Source organism: Flavobacterium sp. 3HN19-14, assembly GCF_051373205.1.
Classification (GTDB): Bacteria; Bacteroidota; Bacteroidia; order Flavobacteriales; family Flavobacteriaceae; genus Flavobacterium.
This window is the reverse complement of the sequence record NZ_JBPPZT010000001.1, coordinates 3,369,040-3,391,769: the sequence shown is the minus strand read 5'-3', so window position 1 is coordinate 3,391,769 and position 22,730 is coordinate 3,369,040. Positions and strand designations below refer to the sequence as shown.

At 38.7% G+C, this 22,730-nt stretch carries 20 protein-coding genes; 13 read left to right on the top strand and 7 right to left on the bottom strand.

Annotation, left to right across the window (positions count from 1 at the left end; translation table 11 throughout):
- Positions 1 to 331: 331 nt before the first annotated feature.
- The 5 genes from ACSLFW_RS18295 to ACSLFW_RS18275 all read right to left on the bottom strand — a co-directional run bounded on the left by ACSLFW_RS18295 (position 332) and on the right by ACSLFW_RS18275 (position 6,315).
- Positions 332 to 1,615 carry an HlyD family secretion protein gene (locus ACSLFW_RS18295; RefSeq protein ID WP_436556942.1) on the bottom strand — a complete coding sequence of 428 codons (1,284 nt, stop codon included), beginning with the start codon at positions 1,613 to 1,615 and terminating at the stop codon, positions 332 to 334.
- A gap of 9 nt (positions 1,616 to 1,624) precedes the next feature.
- Entirely contained in the window at positions 1,625 to 3,811 is a 2,187-nt protein-coding gene (locus ACSLFW_RS18290) for a peptidase domain-containing ABC transporter (RefSeq protein ID WP_436556941.1), read from the bottom strand.
- A 45-nt stretch (positions 3,812 to 3,856) separates the two neighbouring features.
- A complete protein-coding gene (locus ACSLFW_RS18285) occupies positions 3,857 to 4,993 on the bottom strand; it encodes an erythromycin esterase family protein (protein ID WP_436556940.1) in 1,137 nt (378 codons plus the stop codon).
- A gap of 99 nt (positions 4,994 to 5,092) precedes the next feature.
- On the bottom strand, positions 5,093 to 5,404 hold the full coding sequence (locus ACSLFW_RS18280; RefSeq protein WP_436556939.1) for a lanthionine synthetase LanC family protein: 312 nt from the start codon (positions 5,402 to 5,404) through the stop codon (positions 5,093 to 5,095).
- Positions 5,401 to 6,315 carry a lanthionine synthetase LanC family protein gene (locus ACSLFW_RS18275; protein ID WP_436556938.1) on the bottom strand — a complete coding sequence of 305 codons (915 nt, stop codon included), beginning with the start codon at positions 6,313 to 6,315 and terminating at the stop codon, positions 5,401 to 5,403. Before ACSLFW_RS18275 ends, ACSLFW_RS18280 begins: the two co-directional genes overlap by 4 nt.
- Before the next feature lie 356 nt (positions 6,316 to 6,671).
- On the opposite strand from ACSLFW_RS18275, the gene ACSLFW_RS18270 reads away from it, so the two are divergent.
- From ACSLFW_RS18270 to ACSLFW_RS18210, 13 genes are all read left to right on the top strand, one after another.
- Complete coding sequence (locus ACSLFW_RS18270) at positions 6,672 to 6,902, top strand: hypothetical protein (protein ID WP_436556937.1); 231 nt, start codon at positions 6,672 to 6,674, stop codon at positions 6,900 to 6,902.
- Complete coding sequence (locus ACSLFW_RS18265) at positions 6,890 to 8,680, top strand: lantibiotic dehydratase family protein (RefSeq protein ID WP_436556936.1); 1,791 nt, start codon at positions 6,890 to 6,892, stop codon at positions 8,678 to 8,680. Before ACSLFW_RS18270 ends, ACSLFW_RS18265 begins: the two co-directional genes overlap by 13 nt.
- Positions 8,667 to 9,809: a thiopeptide-type bacteriocin biosynthesis protein gene (locus ACSLFW_RS18260; RefSeq protein ID WP_436556935.1), complete on the top strand. Its 1,143-nt coding sequence runs from the start codon at positions 8,667 to 8,669 to the stop codon at positions 9,807 to 9,809. Before ACSLFW_RS18265 ends, ACSLFW_RS18260 begins: the two co-directional genes overlap by 14 nt.
- Positions 9,810 to 9,997: 188 nt before the next feature.
- The gene (locus ACSLFW_RS18255; RefSeq protein ID WP_436556934.1) at positions 9,998 to 10,588 is read left to right on the top strand and encodes a hypothetical protein; all 591 of its coding nucleotides are present in this window, start codon (positions 9,998 to 10,000) and stop codon (positions 10,586 to 10,588) included.
- 274 nt (positions 10,589 to 10,862) lie between these two features.
- Positions 10,863 to 12,986, top strand: coding sequence for an ATP-binding protein (locus tag ACSLFW_RS18250; RefSeq protein ID WP_436556933.1), 2,124 nt, complete (start codon positions 10,863 to 10,865; stop codon positions 12,984 to 12,986).
- Complete coding sequence (locus ACSLFW_RS18245; RefSeq protein ID WP_436556932.1) at positions 12,983 to 14,083, top strand: hypothetical protein; 1,101 nt, start codon at positions 12,983 to 12,985, stop codon at positions 14,081 to 14,083. The genes ACSLFW_RS18250 and ACSLFW_RS18245 overlap by 4 nt, the downstream gene beginning before the upstream one ends.
- Positions 14,084 to 14,104: 21 nt before the next feature.
- Complete coding sequence (locus ACSLFW_RS18240; protein ID WP_436556931.1) at positions 14,105 to 14,767, top strand: sensor histidine kinase; 663 nt, start codon at positions 14,105 to 14,107, stop codon at positions 14,765 to 14,767.
- A 5-nt stretch (positions 14,768 to 14,772) separates the two neighbouring features.
- The gene (locus ACSLFW_RS18235; RefSeq protein WP_436556930.1) at positions 14,773 to 15,111 is read left to right on the top strand and encodes a sensor histidine kinase; all 339 of its coding nucleotides are present in this window, start codon (positions 14,773 to 14,775) and stop codon (positions 15,109 to 15,111) included.
- A complete protein-coding gene (locus ACSLFW_RS18230; protein ID WP_436556929.1) occupies positions 15,108 to 15,647 on the top strand; it encodes a hypothetical protein in 540 nt (179 codons plus the stop codon). The genes ACSLFW_RS18235 and ACSLFW_RS18230 overlap by 4 nt, the downstream gene beginning before the upstream one ends.
- A gap of 84 nt (positions 15,648 to 15,731) precedes the next feature.
- Positions 15,732 to 17,411 (top strand): sensor histidine kinase, encoded by a 1,680-nt coding sequence (locus tag ACSLFW_RS18225; protein WP_436556928.1) that lies wholly within the window; start codon positions 15,732 to 15,734, stop codon positions 17,409 to 17,411.
- A gap of 8 nt (positions 17,412 to 17,419) precedes the next feature.
- The gene (locus ACSLFW_RS18220) at positions 17,420 to 19,699 is read left to right on the top strand and encodes an ATP-binding protein (protein ID WP_436556927.1); all 2,280 of its coding nucleotides are present in this window, start codon (positions 17,420 to 17,422) and stop codon (positions 19,697 to 19,699) included.
- Positions 19,700 to 19,701: 2 nt separating this feature from the next.
- On the top strand, positions 19,702 to 20,079 hold the full coding sequence (locus tag ACSLFW_RS18215) for a response regulator (RefSeq protein ID WP_436556926.1): 378 nt from the start codon (positions 19,702 to 19,704) through the stop codon (positions 20,077 to 20,079).
- A complete protein-coding gene (locus ACSLFW_RS18210; protein WP_436556925.1) occupies positions 20,079 to 21,122 on the top strand; it encodes an adenylate/guanylate cyclase domain-containing protein in 1,044 nt (347 codons plus the stop codon). Before ACSLFW_RS18215 ends, ACSLFW_RS18210 begins: the two co-directional genes overlap by 1 nt.
- Here the strand turns inward: ACSLFW_RS18210 and ACSLFW_RS18205 are convergent, their stop codons facing one another.
- Positions 21,123 to 21,998 carry a YitT family protein gene (locus ACSLFW_RS18205; protein ID WP_436556924.1) on the bottom strand — a complete coding sequence of 292 codons (876 nt, stop codon included), beginning with the start codon at positions 21,996 to 21,998 and terminating at the stop codon, positions 21,123 to 21,125. It abuts the gene before it with no gap.
- Positions 21,995 to 22,576: an HD domain-containing protein gene (locus ACSLFW_RS18200; RefSeq protein WP_436556923.1), complete on the bottom strand. Its 582-nt coding sequence runs from the start codon at positions 22,574 to 22,576 to the stop codon at positions 21,995 to 21,997. The genes ACSLFW_RS18205 and ACSLFW_RS18200 overlap by 4 nt, the downstream gene beginning before the upstream one ends.
- Positions 22,577 to 22,730: the final 154 nt, after the last annotated feature.

Below are 22,730 nucleotides of genomic sequence, written 5' to 3'. Positions count from 1 at the left end.
AACTTAATTTTTTGGCTTACTGGTGAGTCTGCAGACACAATATGCAACAGGGATATTTAATTCCGGGTTTTGCAAATGCCGATTTTCAGGAAGACAGTTTTTAATTAATAGGAGTTAATGAGTCAGTACAATTCCTTGGAAATTCATACTTTTTAGGAAGAATGTCAAATGATCAAAGATTTTTGGGCATTTTTTTGTTTTTAAGCATTCAAAGTGAATAAATAAGCAACAATTACAAGTTGCTAAACCCGATTGAATTTAAAAGTTAAAAAATGTACTTGATTTAGTCACTTGAACTTATACGGCAAAGGATTCGTCAAGTGGCTGCATATCATCTTTTGTTAAAAACGCCCCTGAACTGATACAAAATTCGTTCAACAAGACGAAGGTCATCTGTAACTATATCTGCAGTTCCCCGCATTTCCTGTTGAAAATAAACTTTCTTTTTATAAGACGTTTCCAACCCTTTTGGCAATGCTATATCTAATAAAATATTTCCGTCTTTATCAGGAGTTAAAGATATACTCTTCACATTTCCCTGTATGATTCCAAACTCATTATCCGGATAATTATCAAGCCGTACGTAAACGTCTTGTCCGATTTTTAACTTACCGGCGTTCATTGATTTTGCTTTAGCTTTACCAACATATCCATTCTCGATTTTCGGGATTATCGCAAACACGTTTTCTCCGGTATTTACAGTTTGGTTTGCTACCCAAAGTTGCAAAAAAGCAACCTTACCGTCGATAGATGATCGGAAAACATAATTGAGTTCCCATTCCTTAATTTGTTTTTTGAGCCTGAAGTAAGCTTGTATCACATTGCTTTCCAGATTTACATTTTCCCTATTTATATTGATTTGTGTTGCATGTGAATTTCTGCTTAATTCATTTAGTGAAGACTTTATTTGGGAAACGTTACTGAGCAGAATTTTATAATTTTTCTGAACTTGTAAAAACAGCAGTCTTTGTTTTTCAATTTCCTGTGTAGAAACAATACCTTTCTTATAAAGCGTTTCATAACGTTCCAGTTCATTCTGATGCAATAAAAGTTCGTTTTCATTTATTTGCTTCTGTGACAGCAATAATGTGAGCCGCTCTTTTAATTCGGTGTTTTCTACACCTTGCGCTAATGCATCTACTTTATAAGGCTGTAGTTTCGTATTTAAATCATTGGCAAGGCATTCCTTTTGAAAAAGAGAATAAGCTTCATCAATTTCACCAAGATCCAACGACGTAAATAAGTGAAATGGAAAGCGGCTTTTTTCCAGATTTATTGTGTCGAGAATGCTCTTAATCAAAAAGACGTCGCGAAAGTTAGCAGCGTTTTCAATTACTGCAAGCGGCGTACCTTTTTTTACGTTTTGATTGTCTTTTACTAATATAGTTTCAATTTTCCCACTGGTTTTTGCCAGTAATTTTTCAGGAGGGATGTTAGATGTAATTGTAATTTCCGTCGCAACCAGGTCGGGATATTTTATCAGCCATGATAAATAAAATAATAGGAGTAAGATAATAAGGATTATAACTGAACCCCAACGTATCATTCTGCCAGGTATCCTGGTTAATATGTCATGAACTTCTTCACTTCTTATTTCGATGTTATCTTGCGGCATAATAAAGAATTATTTCCCTAATTGTAATTGATTTTTCACAAGTTCAAAATATTTGCCTTTTAATTTTATAAGGGTTTCATGATTTCCGGTTTCAGCTATTTGGCCATTGTCCAATACAATTATTTGGTGGGCATTCATTACGGTACTGAGTCGGTGTGCAATAATTACAACAGTTTTGTTATTAAAAAAGCGGTCAAGTTTTTCCATAATTACCCTTTCGTTGTTGGTATCCAACGCAGATGTCGCTTCATCAAAAAACAGCATTTCAGGGTTTTTATATACGGCCCTGGCTATGAGTATCCGCTGTTTCTGGCCAGTACTCATGCCAATTCCTTCCATTCCTATTTGGGTATTGTAAGCATTTGGATAGTTTTGTATGAAGTCTTTGATATTGGCAACATCCGCCGCATAAAGTAATCGCTCCTTATCTATCAAATCTGCACCGATTGCTATATTATTGGCTATGGAATCATTAAAAATATAGCCTTCCTGCATAACAGCACCTACGTGGTTTCGCCAAGATTTTTGAGAGTAATCTTTTAATGGAATTTGTCCGATGGATATATTTCCTGCTTCAGGCTCATAAAATTTAAGCAACAGTTTCATCAATGTCGTTTTACCGCTTCCGCTTGTGCCTACAATAGCAGTAATTTTATGGGCAGGTATTTCCAGATTGAGATTTTGAAGCACATACGAATGTGATCCGGGGTATTTAAACGACATATTACTAATGACTATCGGATTGTTCGATGAAATTTCAGCAGAATTACCGGTGTTTTGGTTTTCATCTTCTTTTTGGTGAATTTCAGACAGTCTGGCCAACGAAATTTTGGCATCCTGCACTTCCCGTATAAAACTTATGAATTGTATAATAGGCCCGTTAAGACTTCCCACTATGCTCGATATCGCCATCATCATACCCAGCGTAATCTGACCGTCTATAACCAATTTAGCGGACAAAAAGATAATGATGATATTTTTTAATTCGTTGATGAAATTCGAGCCGATATATTGCGTTTGTTCGAGTGCTAAACCCTTCATGCTGATTTTAAACAACCTCGCCTGTATGTGTTCCCATCCCCAGCGCTTCTGCCTTTCGGCATTGTGTAATTTTATTTCCTGCATGCCGTTAATGAGTTCGATCACTTTACTCTGTTCAGCACTGACTTCCGAAAACTTCTTATAATCTATAACTTCGCGCCTTTTCAAAAAAATGATTACCCATAAAAAATACAGCAGACTACCTGTGAAAAACACAACAAAGATTTGGGCATTATAATATGCCAATACACCGCCCAGTATGACAATGTTCAGCAGAGAGAAAAATACGCTTAAACTAGATGTTGTGAGTATCCTTTCAATACGTTGGTGGTCGTTTATGCGCTGCATAATGTCACCTGTCATCCTTACGTCAAAAAATGATATTGGTAAACTCATCAATTTAATGAAAAAGTCTGACAGCAATGATATGTTTATTCTGGTAGACAGGTGCAGTAAAATCCAGCTTCTGACAAATTCCAGCGCAGTTTTTCCGAAAAATAAAAACAATTGGGCAAATAATATAATGTATATGAACCCGATATTCTGATTTTTAATACCAACATCAACGATGCTTTGCGTCAAAAATGGAAATAATAGTTGTAATATACTTCCCGCAAGCAACCCCACAAGCAACTGTATTATGAAGGCTTTATAAGGAAGTGCATATCTGATCAGGATAGAAAAACCAAATTTGTTTTCCTGCTCTGCCTCGAACTCGCTTTTATAAAACTGGGGTGTGGGTTCTAATAATAAAATAACACCTTCTGTGTCATCTTCGGCGTTATTTCCGATCCAAAATTTTAAAAATTCCTCTTTTGTATAAACGATTAAACCATACGACAGGTCGGATATATAAAACTTATTCTTTTTTATTTTATACAATACCACATAATGATTGTTTCTCCAATGCAATAATGATGGTAACGGAACTTCCGATAATTGTAAAGAAGATATTTTTGCACCCAGCGTTCTAAACCCGATTTTTTCCGCCGCATCACCCAGGGAAAAAAGATTGCTTCCTTCTCTTGTTGTTTCGGATAATTCGCGCAATGTTTGGATATTGATGCTTTTACCATAATGTTTACAGACAATTTTAAGGCAGGTTGGCCCACAATCTTTTGCATCAGCTTGTTTATAAAAAGGAAAAGCTTTCAATCTCTTAGCGTTGTTGATTTAATTTATATACTGCTTAGTAGTTTATTACATGCTCATTTTTAATATAAAACAGGGCATCAGCAACTTTCGGAATATCCATATCAGTTTCTTTGGCGGCCAAAGGCTTGATTTTTGTATTCCATTACGTTTAATTTCAGCAATAGCATCATCGTCGGTTAAAGAAAGAAATGCATAATTGGCTGTAGTGTTTTGCTCAATATATCTTTCTATACTCGTCTTGGTAGTTTTTAGCTTGTATTTTGCGAGTCCGAGATAACCTTTATTTCCAATTTTGCCTTGCAAAGCGGTAAATGCTAATAGATAATACTGTTTGCCGTAGGTTTTTTTTAAGAAGACTCCGGCTTTGTTAATTTCTAATGATTTATCTTTCCTGAAGTCGGCTATTTCAATCGGATTATACAACAGGTGCGTTGTAGCCGCCCAAAGGATTATTTTTTTATCGCGGTACAGTTGGTCGGCTAAAAAGATAATATTGTCTGCCATTTCGGCATCGCGTTTTCCAACTGAATATTTTTTCCTGTAAACAGATTCAAGGTTGTCAGTAATTCGTTTCCAAAAATTAAAATAAACACTTTGCTTTAAATTTCCCGAATTTAAGACATTCCTGATTTCGTCAAACTTGTTATGAAGATATAAAGTATCTGCGGTCGGCTGCTTTGCAAATGAGTAGCTTTTTTCGGCAACCAGACCTAATTTGTCGTAAAACAGGCTGTCGAGATCAATTTTTGTTTTCGTTTCTTTTTCAAGATTACTGATGAACAATGCATAATCTTTTTTGATGTTTCCAAGGCAGGACGAATTGAAAAAACTTTCATCAAAACCCGCTAGTATTAAAGGATGTTGCGTTTTATATGTTGCAATGACATAGTTAAACAGTTCTTCCATTTCTTTGGTATTCCAAACACCTGAAATATTCCATCGCATATCTTTTAGTGCTATCTCTCCCTTTTTAAGTGAATCATTTACAACAGATAAATTGTACATTGGGCATTCAAATGCTAAAACATCAAATCCGCACTTTTCATGCAAAAACTTTACGATTTTGGTTTTTGCAGTGTAAGTCTCGCCCATGAAATGCGAGCTTTCTCCAAGACCTATAATCCGGAACATCAGAAAGCTGATCTTTAAAAGCGTCGAGCGATGTGAAGTTAGCGCTGTCATACTCGCTATCGGTTATTGGAACTATGGTTTGCGAATGTACCTTCACTGCTAAAGAAAAAAATAGTATAAAAAAAAATGGCAATCTTTGCTTGGTCATATTTATAACATAAAAATTTCGTCCCATTCATTTCCGCTTTCATCAGGTTCACACATTAATGCTAAACCTATTCCCACATAACCACAGATAAATCCGGAATCAGGAGCAAATTTTTCCTTTCCCTTATATATTGCTTTTGAATAGAATGTCTCAATGTTTGATTCAGGATTTTCAACTGTTTTATCTAGCCAGTACAATGCGGGCTGTTCAAATTCCGGCAAGTTATACTTTTTAAACAACTTATTGAAAATATAATAACAACCTGCAGTTCCATGACAAAATCCGCGGTCTTCAATTCTCACGTCGCCGGTCATTCAATTTTGCGCTCGGCGCACTTTTTTAAAATTTGAATTCCTTCTGCGATAAATCTTTCATTGTCAGTTTTAATTCCGCATAAAAATATGGAATAGCCAATTCCAAGATCGCCATAGCACCATGCGAGTCGGGTAGTTTCGGAATTTTCATCTTCAATAGGGTAAATCTCTGAATGCTTTTCGTTAAAGTTTCCGAAATATGGAAATAATGTAATGGCTTCAGGGTCTGGATTTTTAAAAGTCAGCAGCCAGTTTACACAGTTTTCTGCCATGCTTTTTGCATCGGCATTTTTATTGATATCGTAAACTTTAGCCAGAAAACTAATGATAGAAGGCAGGCCATGCGCCATCCCCAAATTTATCTTACCTTTTACATCGGAAAACATATCACAAAACCAAACAGTGCCAGATTGTTGATTTATAGACATAGTCTCAAAAATGGCTACAAGTTTATTGAGATACGGGTCTGCAGCAACTTTGTCATATTTGCTCCTTTGAAGGAAATAGCTTCCATATCCTAAGATACCGTAGAAAAGGTCATAGTTGTTTATTTTTTGCTCATTGGCACAATAATCTATAATTATTTTATCAAAGAATGAAAAAAAATCAGCATCATATTCAACTTCTTCCTGGTTTACTAAATACTGATAAACCCATCCAACGCCTGCAAATCCTCCGATCAGGCTTAAATTCTCCTGCAGGTCAGCGTGTTCAACTTCATTATAGACCTTTTCAAACTCTTGCCAGGAAAGTTCGAGATAGTGCTCATCATTAAAATGCTTACTAGCCTTGTAGAAAAAAAGACTGTTTGCCAGACATCCGGCGCCGAGGAAATTATAAGGGTTAATCTTGCTGAATGCAACGACCGCATCTGATAGTAATGCTATGGTTTCGTTAACTTTTACACTCATAATAAATAAAAAAACTATTATAGATCCGAAAATCTATAATAGTTTTAAAGTTAAAATTAAATTTTTAGAAACAAAGAATTGTAATGGTTCTTTGGTCTCCGCCAAGCATCTTGTTGAAGCTGTACAGCCTCTGTCTGATCTACTTTGAGTACAAACTACATGAGAGTGAAAAAACTCATCTTCTCCTCCTTTAATCTTAGAAGCTTGAACCGGAGTTAATGCCGATACTTTTCTGTCAATAAATCTAATTTTTTTAAACTTTTCTTGTTTTTCATTTTGGTTTGTGATTTAATGGTTAATATAATTTCAAATATATATATTTATTAATTTAAATTAGCTAAAAAATAAAATTTAATATGAAAATAATTCCGTTCTCTAAATTTTTAGTTCGCACGCCTGTATTTAGTCTCCCTTTTGCGAAAAATATTTTAGATGCTGACGGTGATGAATGGATTGCTAAGCTGACCTCAAATAAGATTTTTATGCATGGGCTTTTAGTTGCCTCTCCTGTATTCTATAATGAAGTGTTAAAATTTGAAAAACTTGCCGATGCTGCTAAAAAGACCGTGTTAGAATGTCCCTCTTAAAATATGCCTTAAGAAGTGCAACCAGATGTACTCCCTTTGGTCTTTTTTCAGGAGTAGGAGTTATCGACAGCAGTTTTTTTAATAATTCAGTTGATGCTACCGGGCAAATTTTAATTACTGGTAATCATCAGTTCAGCAGATTAGATTATACATATGCCTGTCGTTTAATGGCTCAGCTAAATTCGTCCTATAGTATAAGAAGAAATTTAAACTACTATGTTAATAATACGCTCTATAATTTTTCTAATTCATACAGGTATATCGATTATTCAGCCGTAAATGGAGGTCGAAGAAAATATGAACTCATTCAGGTAGCTAAAAATGAATATTTATCTAAAATCTTAAAAAAAGCAAAATCGGGTTGTTCATTTAATTATCTGGTTATGCTTTTAATGGATGAAGGGTTTGACAATTCTGAATCCGAATCATACATTCATCAGCTTATTGACAGTAAAATACTTATTTCTGAATTAGAGCCTTCAACAATCGGAAAATCCTTAGAGGAAAAAGCATGGGAAATCATCAACAAGTATAGTATAAGGGATACTTCCGATGACGAATTGAAAATGTCTTTTTCATTTCTTAATACCATAAAAACTACACTTAGGGATATTGATTCCAAATCAATAGAAGCATCGCTTTCCCAAACTGAGAGTTTTTTGTCCGGGAACCCGAATGCGTTGTCGGAAACCCTGTTGTACAAAGATTTATTTACATCAGTTGAAGGGCAATTATCAGAAAACCAAAATAATTTAGTGCAGGAAGGTTTAGATATTTTTAGGTTATTGGTATCAGTCGATGACTTAAAATATAAAACCCGGCTGCATACATTCAGGGATTTATTTTCTGCCACTTATGAATCCGAAACTGTTTCCCTGCTTCATGCGCTTGATGTGGAAACGGGCATAGGATACGATGATACACTCAGAAGTGCCGGGATTGATTCTAATTTCCTGATTAATAATTTTCCCAAAACCCTTGATATTCCGACTGATTATACAGAATGGGAAACCTTCGATGCATTTATCGCTAATAAAATAGAACGCGCAATTGTAAACCTGAATGACAAGGTTGAAATTACTGCAGCGGAAATTACTGCATTAAGGAATGCAGCGTCAAAGAAAAATAAGAAGCATTTAAGCGCTACCGGAATCATAAGGTTTAGTCTTTATAAAGATTCTGATCAGAATGATTTTATATACATAGATTCATTGGGCACTTCATCCCCGAATAAAATTTTGGGCAGATTTTCAAACGGAAGCAGTGAAATCAAAAATCTGGCACGAGAGGTTGCAGCATTTGAAGACGGTGTTTACGACGACATGACGATTATTGCTGAAATTGACCATTTGCCGTATGATGGATTTGGAAATACGTTAATGCGTGCTGACCTTAACCGGCATATAATTACTTACCACGGAGGCACACATGAAGATTCTAAAGCGATATCAATAGCCGACTTGTATCTGACATACCGTAATGAAGAGTTGATCTTAACGTCTAAAAAACTAAAAAAACGCATCATCCCATATTTTTCGAATGCGTACAATGACGATTTTCCAAATACGCTGCCCATATTTAAATTTCTGCTTGACCTGCATTATCAATACGAAGACAGGCAAAAGGGCTACTTAAGCGTAAATAAATACCACAAGTATTTTAAACACATACCACGTCTGACCTATAATAATATCATTTTGAGTAAGGAAAGCTGGTTAGTTAAGCGAAAAAGATTTCAAAGGTTGTTTCGATACGGAAGTAGATATGGCGGCCTTTAATTTAAAAATATCAGAACTGAAGCTTCCGGGAAATTTTTTAATCATCGACGGTGATATGGAATTGCTGATTGATACTAAAAATGCGCTTTCTGTCAGATTATTCCTTTCGCAATTAAAAAAGAAGGGAAAATTGCAATTAAAAGAATTTCTTTTGAACGACTTCGATTCTATAGTGCGAAACGGCGATAATGCCGGAGAGCAATTTAATAATGAGTTTTTTCTTCCATTTAAAAACAGTATAATCAGCAATAAAAATATTTATATTGTTCCGAAAGATTCGCATAACGTAACACGAACTCATTTTCCCGGCAGCGAATGGTTGTCTGTAAAAATATATCTTGGTTCAAATACTGCCGATAAGCTGCTTGTTTACCTGACAAAATCTTTACAGAAACTTATAAAAGAGAAGCATGTCGAAAAATATTTTTTTATCAAATACGGCGATCCCGACTACCACATCAGGCTTAGACTTTTGCTGGCAGACAGAACAAAGCTCCAGATTGCTTTAAACACATTGCAGGCAACATTTGACAAATTCTCAAGAGATAAACTCATAAAAAATATTGTCATCGATACTTATAAAAGGGAACTTGAAAGGTATGGCGATGAGAAAGTTATCCATTTCGAAAATATATTTCATCGCGATAGTCATTTGGTGCTTAATATTTTAAAATATTTGCAGGATACCGGAAGGCAGGATTCAAAGTGGTTGTATGCTTTAAAAATTGTAGATGTATACCTCAATTCATTCAACCTTTCGTATGATTCAAAAGTATCTTTTGCAGAATCAAGCAGAGCGGCGTTTGCGCAGGAATTTTCTGCAGATCAGCAAACCAATAAGTTTATAAATGAAAAATATGCGTTTTATAAAACTGACATTAATAATATTGAAAACCTTTTCACTGAAAGCACACTAAATAAATCACTCCAGACATTTAAAAGCAAGCTTGCCATTGAAACAAGATTCCTGATTGACGATAAATCAAAAATTTCCGGATATTTAAGCAGCCTGATCCATATGCACGTAATTCGCTTAATGGGCGCCGGTAATAACAGGCTATACGAGTTTATTATTTATGACTTTTACCTGAAAAAATTAAAAGCTGATTTTTACAAAAATAAATCCTGACCTGATGCGTAATTTGGTATACCTGTTTTTATTGATAACTGCATTTTCCTACCCACAGCAGGATAAAAGTGTTGCTTGTATTATATCTATTGACGGTATTCCGGCTCCCAATATAGTGGTCGCAAAAATTTCCGGCGAAAGTACTATTCAGTAACCAAACACAATACATTTCTGACGAGAATGGGAGCGTGAGCATTATGGTAAAAACTGGTGACATATTCTATTTCAGTGCAGTTAATGTACAAGAAGAATTTATCGAAGTCACTAACGAAATTCTTTTAGCGGGAATACTCAAAGTTGATTTGGCCTATAAAGCAGTAGAGTTAGAAGAGGTTAAAGTCAATAATCTGAACAATATAAATGCTGTATCATTACGCATCATTCCAAAAACCATAGTTACTAAAACGCCGGCTGAGAGAAGATTATCCACAGCTGGTGATTTTAAGCCAATCCAGCTACTCAACATACTTGGAGGCTCAATGCCTCTTGATCCTGTATTTAATGCGATCAATGGCAAGACCAAGCGGCTGAAAAAAGAGTTAGTCCTGGAAAAAAAAGAATCTGACGTCTTATTTTTAAAAGAAAAGTACCAACAGTATTTGAAGGAATCTTACAAGTTGACTGATGATGAAGCCTTGCAGTTCATTTGGTATGCTATCGAAGAAAAAGACATTGAAAAGCACATCGTCGAAGATAATGATTTGACATTCAAATTTTATCTAAACGAAATTTATCTGAAATTTAATGATATCCAAAATAAAGCAGAATTAATGAAATAATTTTAAGGCTTAATTGGTGATCATATCCTGCTGACATATCGAATGGAATCAGCAGTTGGACAATTTTCGATTCTCCAAAACCCAACAAGTTAAAAGAAATCACGGAGCAGGTTCGATTCCCGGCGACTCCACAAATTTTTGACGAAATGCCCGAGGATCTCAGGACTTTCGGGCATTTTCCCTTTTAGCATTTGCTCAATGTTTATTTTCAGATATTTAACAAGTATGTTATAATATTCTTACTTTTGGAGACAACCTGACCAAAAACCTAAGCATGAAATTTTCAACGCCTTTATTTCTTTTTTTATTTTGTATAAGCAGTATTGCTGCACAAGTAAAGCCGGTTGAAATTGACGATGACCAATACGGCCTCAGCCTTTTCAATGGATGGCGGCTTAGTAAGTCGGACAATCCTGCATTTGCTGACGCAAACTATGACGATTCGGCCTGGGATGCCATCGCGCCATATAAATCGTTCAGTGAATTACCCGAACTCAACAACGTTAAGACAGGCTGGATAAGGATTCATTTCAAAACAAGCGCTAAGATAGGCGACAAGACTTTTGTGTTGACAACGATGCAAAATGCTGCGTCTGAAATTTATTACGACGGAAAATTATTGCGCCGTTACGGCAAATTAAGCAACAATCCGGCTGAGGTAAATCCTGCACCTGTGAATGACAGCGGCGATGAAATCCTGATAACGCATAGCAAGGAACATGTAATCGCAATCAGGTTTTCACCATGGCGTGATCCACTCAAAATATCGAAAGGTGATTACTTTTATGTACTTATGCTCGACAGAGTCCCGCAATATTTGCAGCAACAGATAAACGGCGTAGAATACTATTTTAGCGCAACAATCTACATTTCTGTATTCTCTTTGTTATTTCTGCTTCACACCTCTTTTTTCAGGTATGACCGCGCGCAAAGGGCGAATTTGTTTTTTGCATTATATGCGTTTTTCAGCACTATCGGTTTTGCGGGTTTCATGCTGGTCAGGCGCACCAATTCAGCTGAAATCGTAATCTATTTTACCGATGTTGCGACTTGTTTTAGTGTTTTAGCAGGCGTTTGGGTTACTATCGCTTTGGCGGAATTGTTTAATTTTTCCTTTAAAAAAATGCGGATTGTATTGTGGTGCCTCTACGCGATTTTCGTCGCAGCGATGTTTTTTAAAATCATTTCCTATCCAATATTAATATCGAATTTTATTTTAGGAATAATACAATTATGGCTGATTATCAGGGCGATGATTGCAAAGAAGCGCGGCGTTGTATTCATTGTCACCGGATTTGCATTTTCTTTAGCTGCAGCAGCCGTATTCGCCTCGGGTTTTATTACAGGAGCGCCAATACCTTTATTGATTTCACGTTTGAATGAATGGGTACTCGTACTGGCGCCGGCAATCGGAATTTCACTTTTCCTGGCACGTGAATTTGCGCTCGACAGTAAATTGCTTCGCGAAAAACTGCTTCAGGTGGAAATGCTTTCTGCCAAAAACCTCGCACAGGAACAGGAAAGACAGCAAATTCTCGCAAGACAGAATGACGAACTCGAAACACAGGTGGCGCAGCGCACTTCTGAATTGCGGCAATCAATCGACAACCTGAAAGCCACGCAAGCCCAACTAATCCAAGCGGAAAAAATGGCTTCACTCGGAGAATTGACCGCCGGAATTGCACACGAAATCCAAAACCCGCTCAACTTCGTCAATAATTTTTCTGACATAAGCAATGAATTGATTGACGAGATGAACGAGGAATTAGACAAAGGCGATATCGGAGAAGCCAAAGCCATCGCGACCGACATCAAGCAAAATCTTGAAAAAATCAACCATCACGGGAAACGCGCTGATGCGATTGTAAAAGGGATGCTGCAGCATTCCAGAGCTTCCTCCGGACAAAAAGAGATGACCGATGTGAATGCTTTAGCCGATGAATATTTGCGCCTGGCTTATCATGGTTTGCGTGCGAAAGACAAAAGTTTCAATGCTGAATTAGTGACCAATTTCGATGAAAATCTGCCGAAAATACCAATGATTCCGCAAGACATCGGGCGGGTTTTACTAAATTTATTTGTCAACGGATTTTATGCTACGCAAAAGCGAAAAGAATCCGATCCGGGTTTCAAACCGGTGATGGAAGTTACAACATCGGTTAAGGAAAATACCATTGAGATTTCAGTAAAAGACAACGGCACCGGAATTCCGCAGCAATTAATCGATAAAATTTTCCAACCATTCTTCACCACAAAACCCACAGGCGAGGGCACCGGTTTGGGATTATCATTGGCCTATGACATCGTCAAGGCACATGGCGGCACAATAAAATTACAAAGCGAAGCGGGAAAAGGCACTACATTTACTATTCAATTAGCAATCAAAACCCAATCATGAGATTATTGTCAGCAATCATTTTGCTTCTTATTTTAGGCGGATCGGCTTATGCGCAGCAATCGACGCTAATCGTTTCGGATACCATGTATGCGAAAGACACAGGAGGTTGTATAATCAGCGAAAAAGAAGGATGGGTTTTCAAAGCCGGAAATGTTCCCAATGCGGCAGCTGTCAACCTCGACACGAAAGATTGGACAAACTTTAAACCCGCACATGTAGCAGGCGAAAATCTCGATAAAAATGGGCGTTTCGAAGGCTGGTTCCGCATCAGGATAAAGATTCCGAAAGAGCCTGATTACACGCCGCCAGGAATCTTCAGTTCCACCTGGGCCGCTTCAGAAATATTCATCAATGGCAAAAAAGCAGCGGCATTCGGCAAAACCGGAACAGACATGGCTTCCTTTAAAGAAAACAATTATTTAAGGCAGTTGCCGGTGTCTACGAATTTGCAGCCTGACAGCACCTACATCATCGCGCTGCACGTGGTCGAATATGATGATCCTTTTGCGCCAGATCACACACTCAAAGCGCATGATAGGAATCCGGAAATATTGTATCTGACCAACAAAAAGTTCAATAAAAGGGTAATCGATTTCTGGAACTTACACACTTTTTACGACGGCTTGCTTTCGGCGATAACTAACACATTGTCTTTGCTGTTCTGGATTTTATTCGGCCTGAACCGAAACGAAAAAAACATCAGGCGGTTTGCCATAGGCTGTACATTTTTATCGATACTGTCAATTTCAATCGCCTTTTCAAGCGCAAGTGGCATCAACTATATCCCGTATGCATTGCTCAATATCCTGTCAGCAATCGCAGTGGTGAGCTACGTTTTTTACATCCCTTTTATTTTAGCAGGCGTGTTTAACCGGACTATGTCATTATGGGTCAAAATTGGCTTGGGCACTTCGTACCTGCTCGTGCTCACTACAGTATTATTAGAAATTGGTGGCTGGATTTTATTGGTTGCGATTTTTCCGCTCTTCGTTTCAATTTATTACCTCGTTAGTTCGTGGAAGAATCTTAAAGGCGCGCAGTGGGCAATTGTTACCGGATTTCTGCTTTCGTTTATTTTTCTTATTGTATACGTCTAGGCCGGCGCATCAGACTACAAGATGCTTTTTGTACTGATTTATACGATCTCGCCGCCTTTGGGGATGCTGATTTATGCTTCGGTACGCTTTGGCGAAATGATTCATGAAGTCCGCAATAAAGCTGCCGAAGTCTTACAGCTGTCAGAAGAAAAGCGCGAGCAGGCATTAAACCAGCAAAAAATCCTCGAAGCCGAAGTTGAAAAACAAACGGCCGACTTACGCTCGACACTGACTGACCTGAAAGCCACACAATCGCAGTTGATACAGGCTGAAAAAATGGCATCGCTTGGTGAACTGACCGCCGGAATTGCCCATGAAATCCAGAATCCGCTCAACTTTGTCAATAATTTTTCCGAAGTCAACAAAGAATTGCTTCAGGAACTGAAAGAAGAAGCCGATAACGGAAATCTTGAAGAAGTAAAGGCCATCGCCGATGACGTCATCGGAAATGAAGAAAAAATCAACCACCATGGCAAACGCGCCGATGCCATCGTAAAAGGCATGTTGCAACATTCGAGAAGTTCCTCCGGACAAAAAGAATTGACAGATATCAATGTCTTAGCCGATGAATATTTGCGCCTTTCTTATCACGGCTTGCGCGCCAAAGACAAAAGTTTCAATGCAAAACTTGAAACCAACTTTGACGAATCGATTGGAAAAATTGCAATCCTGCCCAGGATTTAGGGCGCGTGATTTTAAATTTATTGACGAATGCGTTTTTCGCAGTCAATGAAAAGAAACGGCAAAATCCCGAAAATTACAATCCGACGGTTGCCATCAGTACCAGGAAAACCGGCAATCAGGTTGAAATACGTGTAAACGATAACGGCAACGGCATTCCGCAAAGTGCCATCGACAAAATATTCCAGCCATTTTTTACGACAAAACCAACCGGACAAGGAACTGGTTTGGGATTGTCGCTGAGTTATGACATCGTCACCAAAGGTCACGGCGGCCAACTGAAAGTCGAAAAGCACGACACAAACGGAACTACATTTATCATCGAAATTCCAATACAAAGCCTATGAGATATATTTACGTCTTCATTGCAATCTTGTCGGCGCAGTTTTTCTTTGCACAGGAAAAGACAGTGCCTTTGTCGGCTGATATGTACATCGGAATACATGAAATCCAATTGGCGCAACGCGACGGCTGGTATTTTAAAGCCGGAAATAATGTCGGTTGGGCGAAAAATGACTTGGATTTATCCGATTGGAAAGCGTTAAATCCAACCGATTTAAATGCTGGAATGATCGATAAGAATGGTCATCTCGAAGGTTGGTTCAGACTCAAAGTCAAACTTGACGATTCATTTGCCAACCAGCAACTCGGAATTCGTTTCTATTGCTGGGCTGCGGTTGATTTGTATATTGATGGGAAATACATACAATCATTTGGAAATACTGGTATTAATGGCAAACCTTTCCAGGAATTCAATCCCGGAGAACGATTGCCAATATTGGTCGATTTAAAAGCCGGACAGGAACATTTGATTGCATTTCATTTTGTCGATGAATTGGCGACTTATCCATATCGCGGATTAAATCCGAATCGACAGGTTTAGATCAATTCATCAAACTCACAACCGGAATATTACAGGAAATTCAACACGTATTTGCAGGCGCAGCCCGTAACATATGCAATTAATATGACTGTTTGCCTGGTGCTGACATTATTGTTTTTACTATTGGCGTTACAAAACCGCAGGGAAAAATACCTTTGGCTGCTTACAGTTTATACGAGTCTGATATGTGCAGTAGTGTTAATGGACATTCTGCATTTCGGGCATGACCGTACTTTCGCCGTTCAGAAATGGTATAATTTGGGCGGAAACTTTCTAAGCCCGGTTCCGTTTTTAATGACACCGATAATCGTCATACGATTGCTGAACCGGAAATTAACCAAAGATCTAAAAACTTTCCTTTTTTTAAATGTAATCTTGTTTTCGCAGTCGATACTGCCTTTTGAACAAGGTATAATCTGGCTTTGCGTAGGCGTAATATGGAGTTTAACGAATTTATTTCTACAGCGCAAAAACCTGAAGAATTTTGGTTGGAAACAAATTTTACTGGCCATTTTCAAAAGTCTGCGCATATTCCTGCTGATTACGGTCATTTTGTTGGCAGTTAAACTCGTCGCGGATCAATTCACTACGGTTGTTGTCTTAACTGAACTTGCTGTGATTTCAGGCTATTATGTTGTCACGTCATGGAGGGCAATCCGTGGAGCACAATGGGCAATTATAACCGGATTGTTCCTGAGTTTTTTCACGGTCAGCGTCTTATTGATCACAAGTGCGATGTACCAGTCAACAATTTTTCCGAACAGCACAATACTCAACACCATCTTTTTGCTTTCGATGCCATTGAGTTTGCTGGTTTTTGTCGCTTTGCGTTTTAAGGAAGTCTTGTCTGAAGTCCAGACGAATGCCGATCGCGTTGTACAGCTTTCGACAGAGAAGCAACAAATTTTATCAGGACAGAAAGAACAGCTTGAGCAACAAGTTAAAGAACGTACATCTGCTTTAAATCAATCAATCGACGATTTAAAATCGACCCAAACGCAATTGATTCAATCGGAGAAAATGGCATCATTGGGCGAATTGACTGCCGGCATCGCGCACGAAATTCAGAATCCGTTAAATTTCGTCAACAATTTCAGTGATGTTTCAAGTGAAATGGTGGACGAAATGAACGAAGAACTGGACAAAGGCGATATTGAAAAAGCCAAAGCCATCGCTTCTGATATTAAACAAAACCTCGAAAAAATTACACATCATGGCAAACGCGCCGACGCCATTGTAAAAGGAATGCTGCAACATTCGAGAAGCAGTTCCGGGACAAAAGAACTTACAGATATAAACGCTTTAGCCGATGAATATTTACGCCTTTCCTATCACGGATTGCGCGCTAAAGACAAATCGTTTAATGCGAAACTGGAAACCGATTTCGATGCATCTATCGGAAAAATAAACGTACTTCCGCAGGATTTAGGACGCGTCATCCTGAATTTACTAACGAACGCATTTTACGCCGTCAATGAAAAGAAACAATCCAATCCCGAAAATTACGATCCGACCGTTTCAATCAGCACGAAGAAAATCGGAAATCAGGTCGAAATCCGCGTAAGCGATAATGGAAATGGTATTCCGCAAAGCGCAATCAGCAAGATATTCCAGCCATTCTTCACGACAAAACCAACCGGAGAAGGAACCGGCTTGGGATTGTCATTGGCTTACGACATCATCACAAAAGGGCATAATGGCGAATTAGCGGTAACGACCGAAGAAAATAAAGGAACAGCATTTACAATCCTGTTACCCATTTAATCAGTATCATGGAGAAAAAATTGATCCTCAAATTAAGCTGCATTTTTTTGGCACTTGCATTTTCAAGCCTTTTGCAGGCCCAGCAGAAGAATGTAGCCGCCATCATTGCCTTAATCGAAAAAAGCAAAGCATCTAAGGCGAACGACACCATTGCGATCACGAACATCACGCAACTCATATTGGCAACCACGCTTGATGATGCTGGCATCAAGCAGATCGAAAAGTCTGCCAATTTATTGAATGATGGCACCAATGAGTTTTGGAGCTACTGCATAAAGCTATCGATCCTAAACAATCTGATAGCAACCGATGTCAATAAGGCGATAAGCTACGGCAAATACAATTATGAAACCGCAAGAAGAAGCAGGACGCCAAACGCCTCCTATATCGCGAGTCAATTTTTCAAGCAATTGCGGTTGCCTTTTCGAAACTCAAACAGGCTTGAGGAAGGCTTCACTTATGTCAATGAAAAATTGAAAGGATACAAATTAAGCAATGATTCCATAGGCATGTGTGACAGCTATTATATAATTGCCGGGTTTTACAGGACAATAGGTTTGCTTGACCAGGCGATTTATAATATGAAGAAATCGATCAGTTATATCAATCCCGGTAAAAAGCAAGGCCACGACATCGCCTTCTTTCCATACCCATTGAGAAGGGAGGAGTGGCTTAACAATAATGACGTCATTGGCCTGTATTATATGCAAAAAGGGGAATATGCAGCATCGTTAAAATACTCCAGCATTTCCTTTAAGTACTATATGGCGGGCAAGAGAGCGAATATCGGAAATAATGCAACAAACATCGCATTTGCAAAAATATTGACAGGCCAATTAGACAGCATCCCATATTATTTGGACATCGCCTTTAAGGATAAGGAGAATCAAAGGCAAAAGGATTTTCTTGCCTACACGCTGCAGACTAAAGCATTGTATGAAATAAAAATCGGCGCTTTTGATAAGGCTGAGGCGGATATAGACCAATGCTGGGAAATGATATCTAAATATAATATTCCCGTGAATCCGCCGGCCGGAACAATCGCTCCCGATTATTACAGGGCATTGATAAGGATAAAACAGGGTCGGATTAACGACGCCATCGAATTATTGAAAAAGGACATCGTAAGGCTAAAGAAAAATCGTTTAGATGTGCTCAGGGATTATAAAATGCTGGCTGCCTTATATGAGCAAATGAGCAATTATGAGCAGGCGAATGAGGTCAATAAGACTTTTATCACGCTACAGGAAAACTTATTGAATGATCAGGAGAAATACCGTTCCATAAGTTTTGAAACCGAACAGGAAATGAATGAGAAAGAGCTGTCTATCACCAAGCTTCAAAATGACAATGAGATATCTTCCCTTACGCGCAATTTTTCGTTCGGCATCACAGCATTATTATTGCTTTTGGCCGGAGCCGTTTATTACCGGTTTAAATCCAAGCAGAAAGCAAATCGGGTCTTAGAGACCACGCTTGCCAACCTGAAGTTTACCCAAAAGCAATTGATCCAATCGGAAAAAATGGCTTCGCTCGGCGAACTGACTGCCGGAATCGCGCATGAAATTCAGAATCCGCTCAACTTCGTCAATAATTTTTCTGATGTAAGCAGTGAATTAGTAGATGAAATGAACGAAGAACTCGAAAAAGGCGATGTCGAAGAAGCCAAAGCGATAGCTGCTGATATCAAGCAGAACCTCGAAAAAATCAACCACCACGGCAAACGCGCGGATGCTATTGTAAAAGGAATGTTGCAACACAGCCGAAGTTCTTCAGCAACGAAAGAACCGACCAATATCAATAAATTAGCCGACGAATATTTGCGATTGGCCTACCACGGTTTGCGCGCGAAGGACAAAAGTTTTAATGCAGAACTGATCACCAATTTCGACGCTTCGATTCCGCAAGTAAATGTCATTTCGCAAGATATTGGCCGCGTTTTGCTGAATCTTTTTACGAATGCATTTTACGCGACAAATCAACAACAGAAAATCGTTGGCAGCAATTACAAACCGGCTTTGAGCGTCACGACTTCCCGAAAGGAAAATTCCGTTGAAATCATCGTTAAAGACAACGGAACCGGAATTCCCGATGCAATAAAAGACAAGATTTTACAGCCTTTCTTTACAACAAAACCAACAGGTGAAGGCACGGGACTCGGACTTTCGCTAAGCTACGACACCATTGTCAAAGGCCACGGCGGTACGATCGCCATTGAAAGCAAAGAAGGCGAAGGCGCAACATTTACAATTACGATTCCAATCAATAATAAAACTGAAAACCAATAATTATGAATATATTAGTCGTTGATGATGAAGCAGATGTGCAGCCGCTTTTCCTGCAGCGTTTCCGCAAAGAAATCAAAAATGGGGAAATCAATTTTAATTTTGCCCTTTCGGGAGAAGAGGCGTTACAATACCTCGGTGAACACGCAAGCGAAGTCGTCTTAATTTTAAGCGACATCAATATGCCGGGCATGAGCGGATTGGAACTATTAGGCACAATTCGCCGAGATTATGAAGCGCCGCCGCCTGTCGTGATGATGATTACGGCCTACGGAGATGACGAAAACCACCGTCAGGCAATGGAAATAGGTGCCAATGATTTCCTGACCAAACCACTCGATTTTAATATTCTGAAAGACAAACTAAAACACATAAACGACTGATGGCCAAGATACTTATTGTTGACGACGAAGCAGATCTTGAGATATTGATCAAGCAGAAATTCCGCAAGCAGATTCGCGAGAATATCTACGAATTCGTCTTTGCACAGAACGGCGAAGAAGCGCTCGAACGCATCAAGGAACATGCAGATTTAGATATTGTCCTGAGTGATATCAACATGCCTGTGATGGACGGATTAACATTGCTCACACATTTACCAGAAGCGAATCCGATGCTGAAAGCCGTTGTCGTTTCCGCTTACGGCGATATGCAAAATATCCGTGTCGCGATGAACCGCGGTGCTTTCGACTTTGTTACAAAGCCTGTAGATTTCGATGATCTGGAACTTACAATGGAAAAAACATTGGTGTATGTACGCCAAATCCAGGAAACTTTAAAAGCCATCAAAGAGAACAATATCCTGAAAATGTATGTGGATGAAAATGTACTCAATTTCATGTCACACAAGGAATTCGAATCGAGTTTGCTTAAAAATGAAATTTTAGATGCAACCGTAATGTTCATTGATGTTTGCGGTTTTACCGGAATTTCAGAAAAATTTCCTGCCAATACAGTCGTGAATCTGCTGAATGGCTTATTCGACAAAATCGTAGCAGAAATCATTGCCCAAAACGGACATGTGGATAAATTCTTAGGCGATGCGGTAATGGCGGTTTTTCGCGGCGATTATCATCTCGATCGTGCCATCGATGCGGCGCTTTCTATCAGGAAACAACTGGAAAACACAGAAAATATAGTTAATGGCGAAGTGAAATTTACGCCCGAGGTTTCAATCGGTATCAATCCGGGAGAAATGCTGTCGGGAAATATTGGTTCGGCTTCATTAAGAAGATTGGATTACACAGTAATCGGCGATGCAGTCAATACCGCACAAAGGTTGCAATCTGCCGCAAAAGCCGGGCAAATATTGATTACAAAATCAACTTATGAATTGGCAAAAGAATCTTTTGCGTGCAGTTATGTTGGTGAGTTCATCCTTAAAAACAAGGAAATACCTGTGGTCACATACGAAGTAAACGATTAATTAATGGCGTACTTTTCGGCTTAAAATTCCGCCACCGCCTGAAGTTTCCTTGATCACATTCGTGAAAACGAACGCTTTCGGGTCAATTTCGTGAACAATATTTTTAAGGCGTCTTAATTCGAGTCGCGTCACCACGGTAAAAACAATATCGCAAGGCTGGCTGATGTCGTAAGTGTCTTTAAGAAATCCTCTTTCGCCCTTGTAAACGGTGATGCCCTTTCCGAGTTTCATGACTAGTTCTCTCTTGATACTATCGCTTTGCCCGGAAATAATCGTAACGCCTGTGAATTCTTCAATCCCTTCAACGACAAAATTAATCGTTCGCGAAGCGCTGTAATAAGTCAATATAGAATACAAAGCCGTCGGTAATCCGAGTTTGACAGCGGCAACCATAAATATTAAAATATTGATTCCTAGAATGATTTCGCTGATGGTAAAACTGATGCGTTTTCCGGTGTAAAGGGCAAGTACTTCAACACCGTCGAGCGCAAAACCGCCTCTCATCGCCAATCCGACACCAACACCCATAAACGCGCCTCCGAAAATAGAAACCAGTAATTTGTCTGAGGTAATCTGCGGATAATCAATAAAATGCAGGCATAAGCCAAGTCCGACTATTGCGGCTAAAGTTTTAAGTGCAAAATTTTTATTGACCTGAAAACCTGCGAGAATGATCAGCGGTAAATTCGCCAGTACAATTACAACGCCGATGTTCCAATGGTACAATTCGTGCAGCAACAGCGAAATTCCGGTAACGCCACCGTCGAAGAAATGATTGGGCACCAAAAATCCTTTCAATGCAAATCCGCAAAAAAGGATGCCAGCAATCGCGTAAGATGCGTCAATTATGGTTTGCTTTGTTGAAAGTGCTTTCATAAGTTGGTTTTAGCAAGTAATATTTTCAGGTTTTCTTCTTTTTTCTTATTGCGTAATTGCTGCGCCGTTTTGGTGAAATAACGGTGCAGTTGGAGAAATTCAATTTGTAAGCGATTCCATTCGTCCCGATTCGTGACAGCACCTGAAGCCAGCATTTCATTATAAAGCTTGTCTCCAAGAATAAAAAAATCATCACGCCCGAGATAATCCAAATCCGCATCGCAAATGATTTCTTCTAATTTGGATTTTGGATTTTGCGGAATTTTCGTTGCAGAAATGATACGGCAAATTTCTTCGATTTCTGAATCATCATAACCAAAATCAGGCAAAACTTCACCAGCAATTTTACACGAAACAGCTTCATGTCCTTTACCTTGAATCAGATATCCGGAATCGTGGTAGAGTGCGGCAATCAACAATAATCTGGTGTTTTCCGGACTGATATTTTCTTCTTCTGCTATGATTTTTACAATATTATAAACGTCAAGCGTATGTTCAACGGTATGATATTGCAGCTGTTCAGCGAGTTCGTCGGTCAGTTTTTGCAATATGAATTTCGATTCCGGCTTGTCGAGCATATCATAATAATATCAGCTAATGTAACAAAAATATCATTAGCGCCAATTGGTTTTGCCGATGCAGTCGAATTTCATGTACCAAAAATCAGGTATAAATACGCGTATCCAGTACATTTCAATTTTATAAGTTTGGTGGAACAAACAATTTAACCAA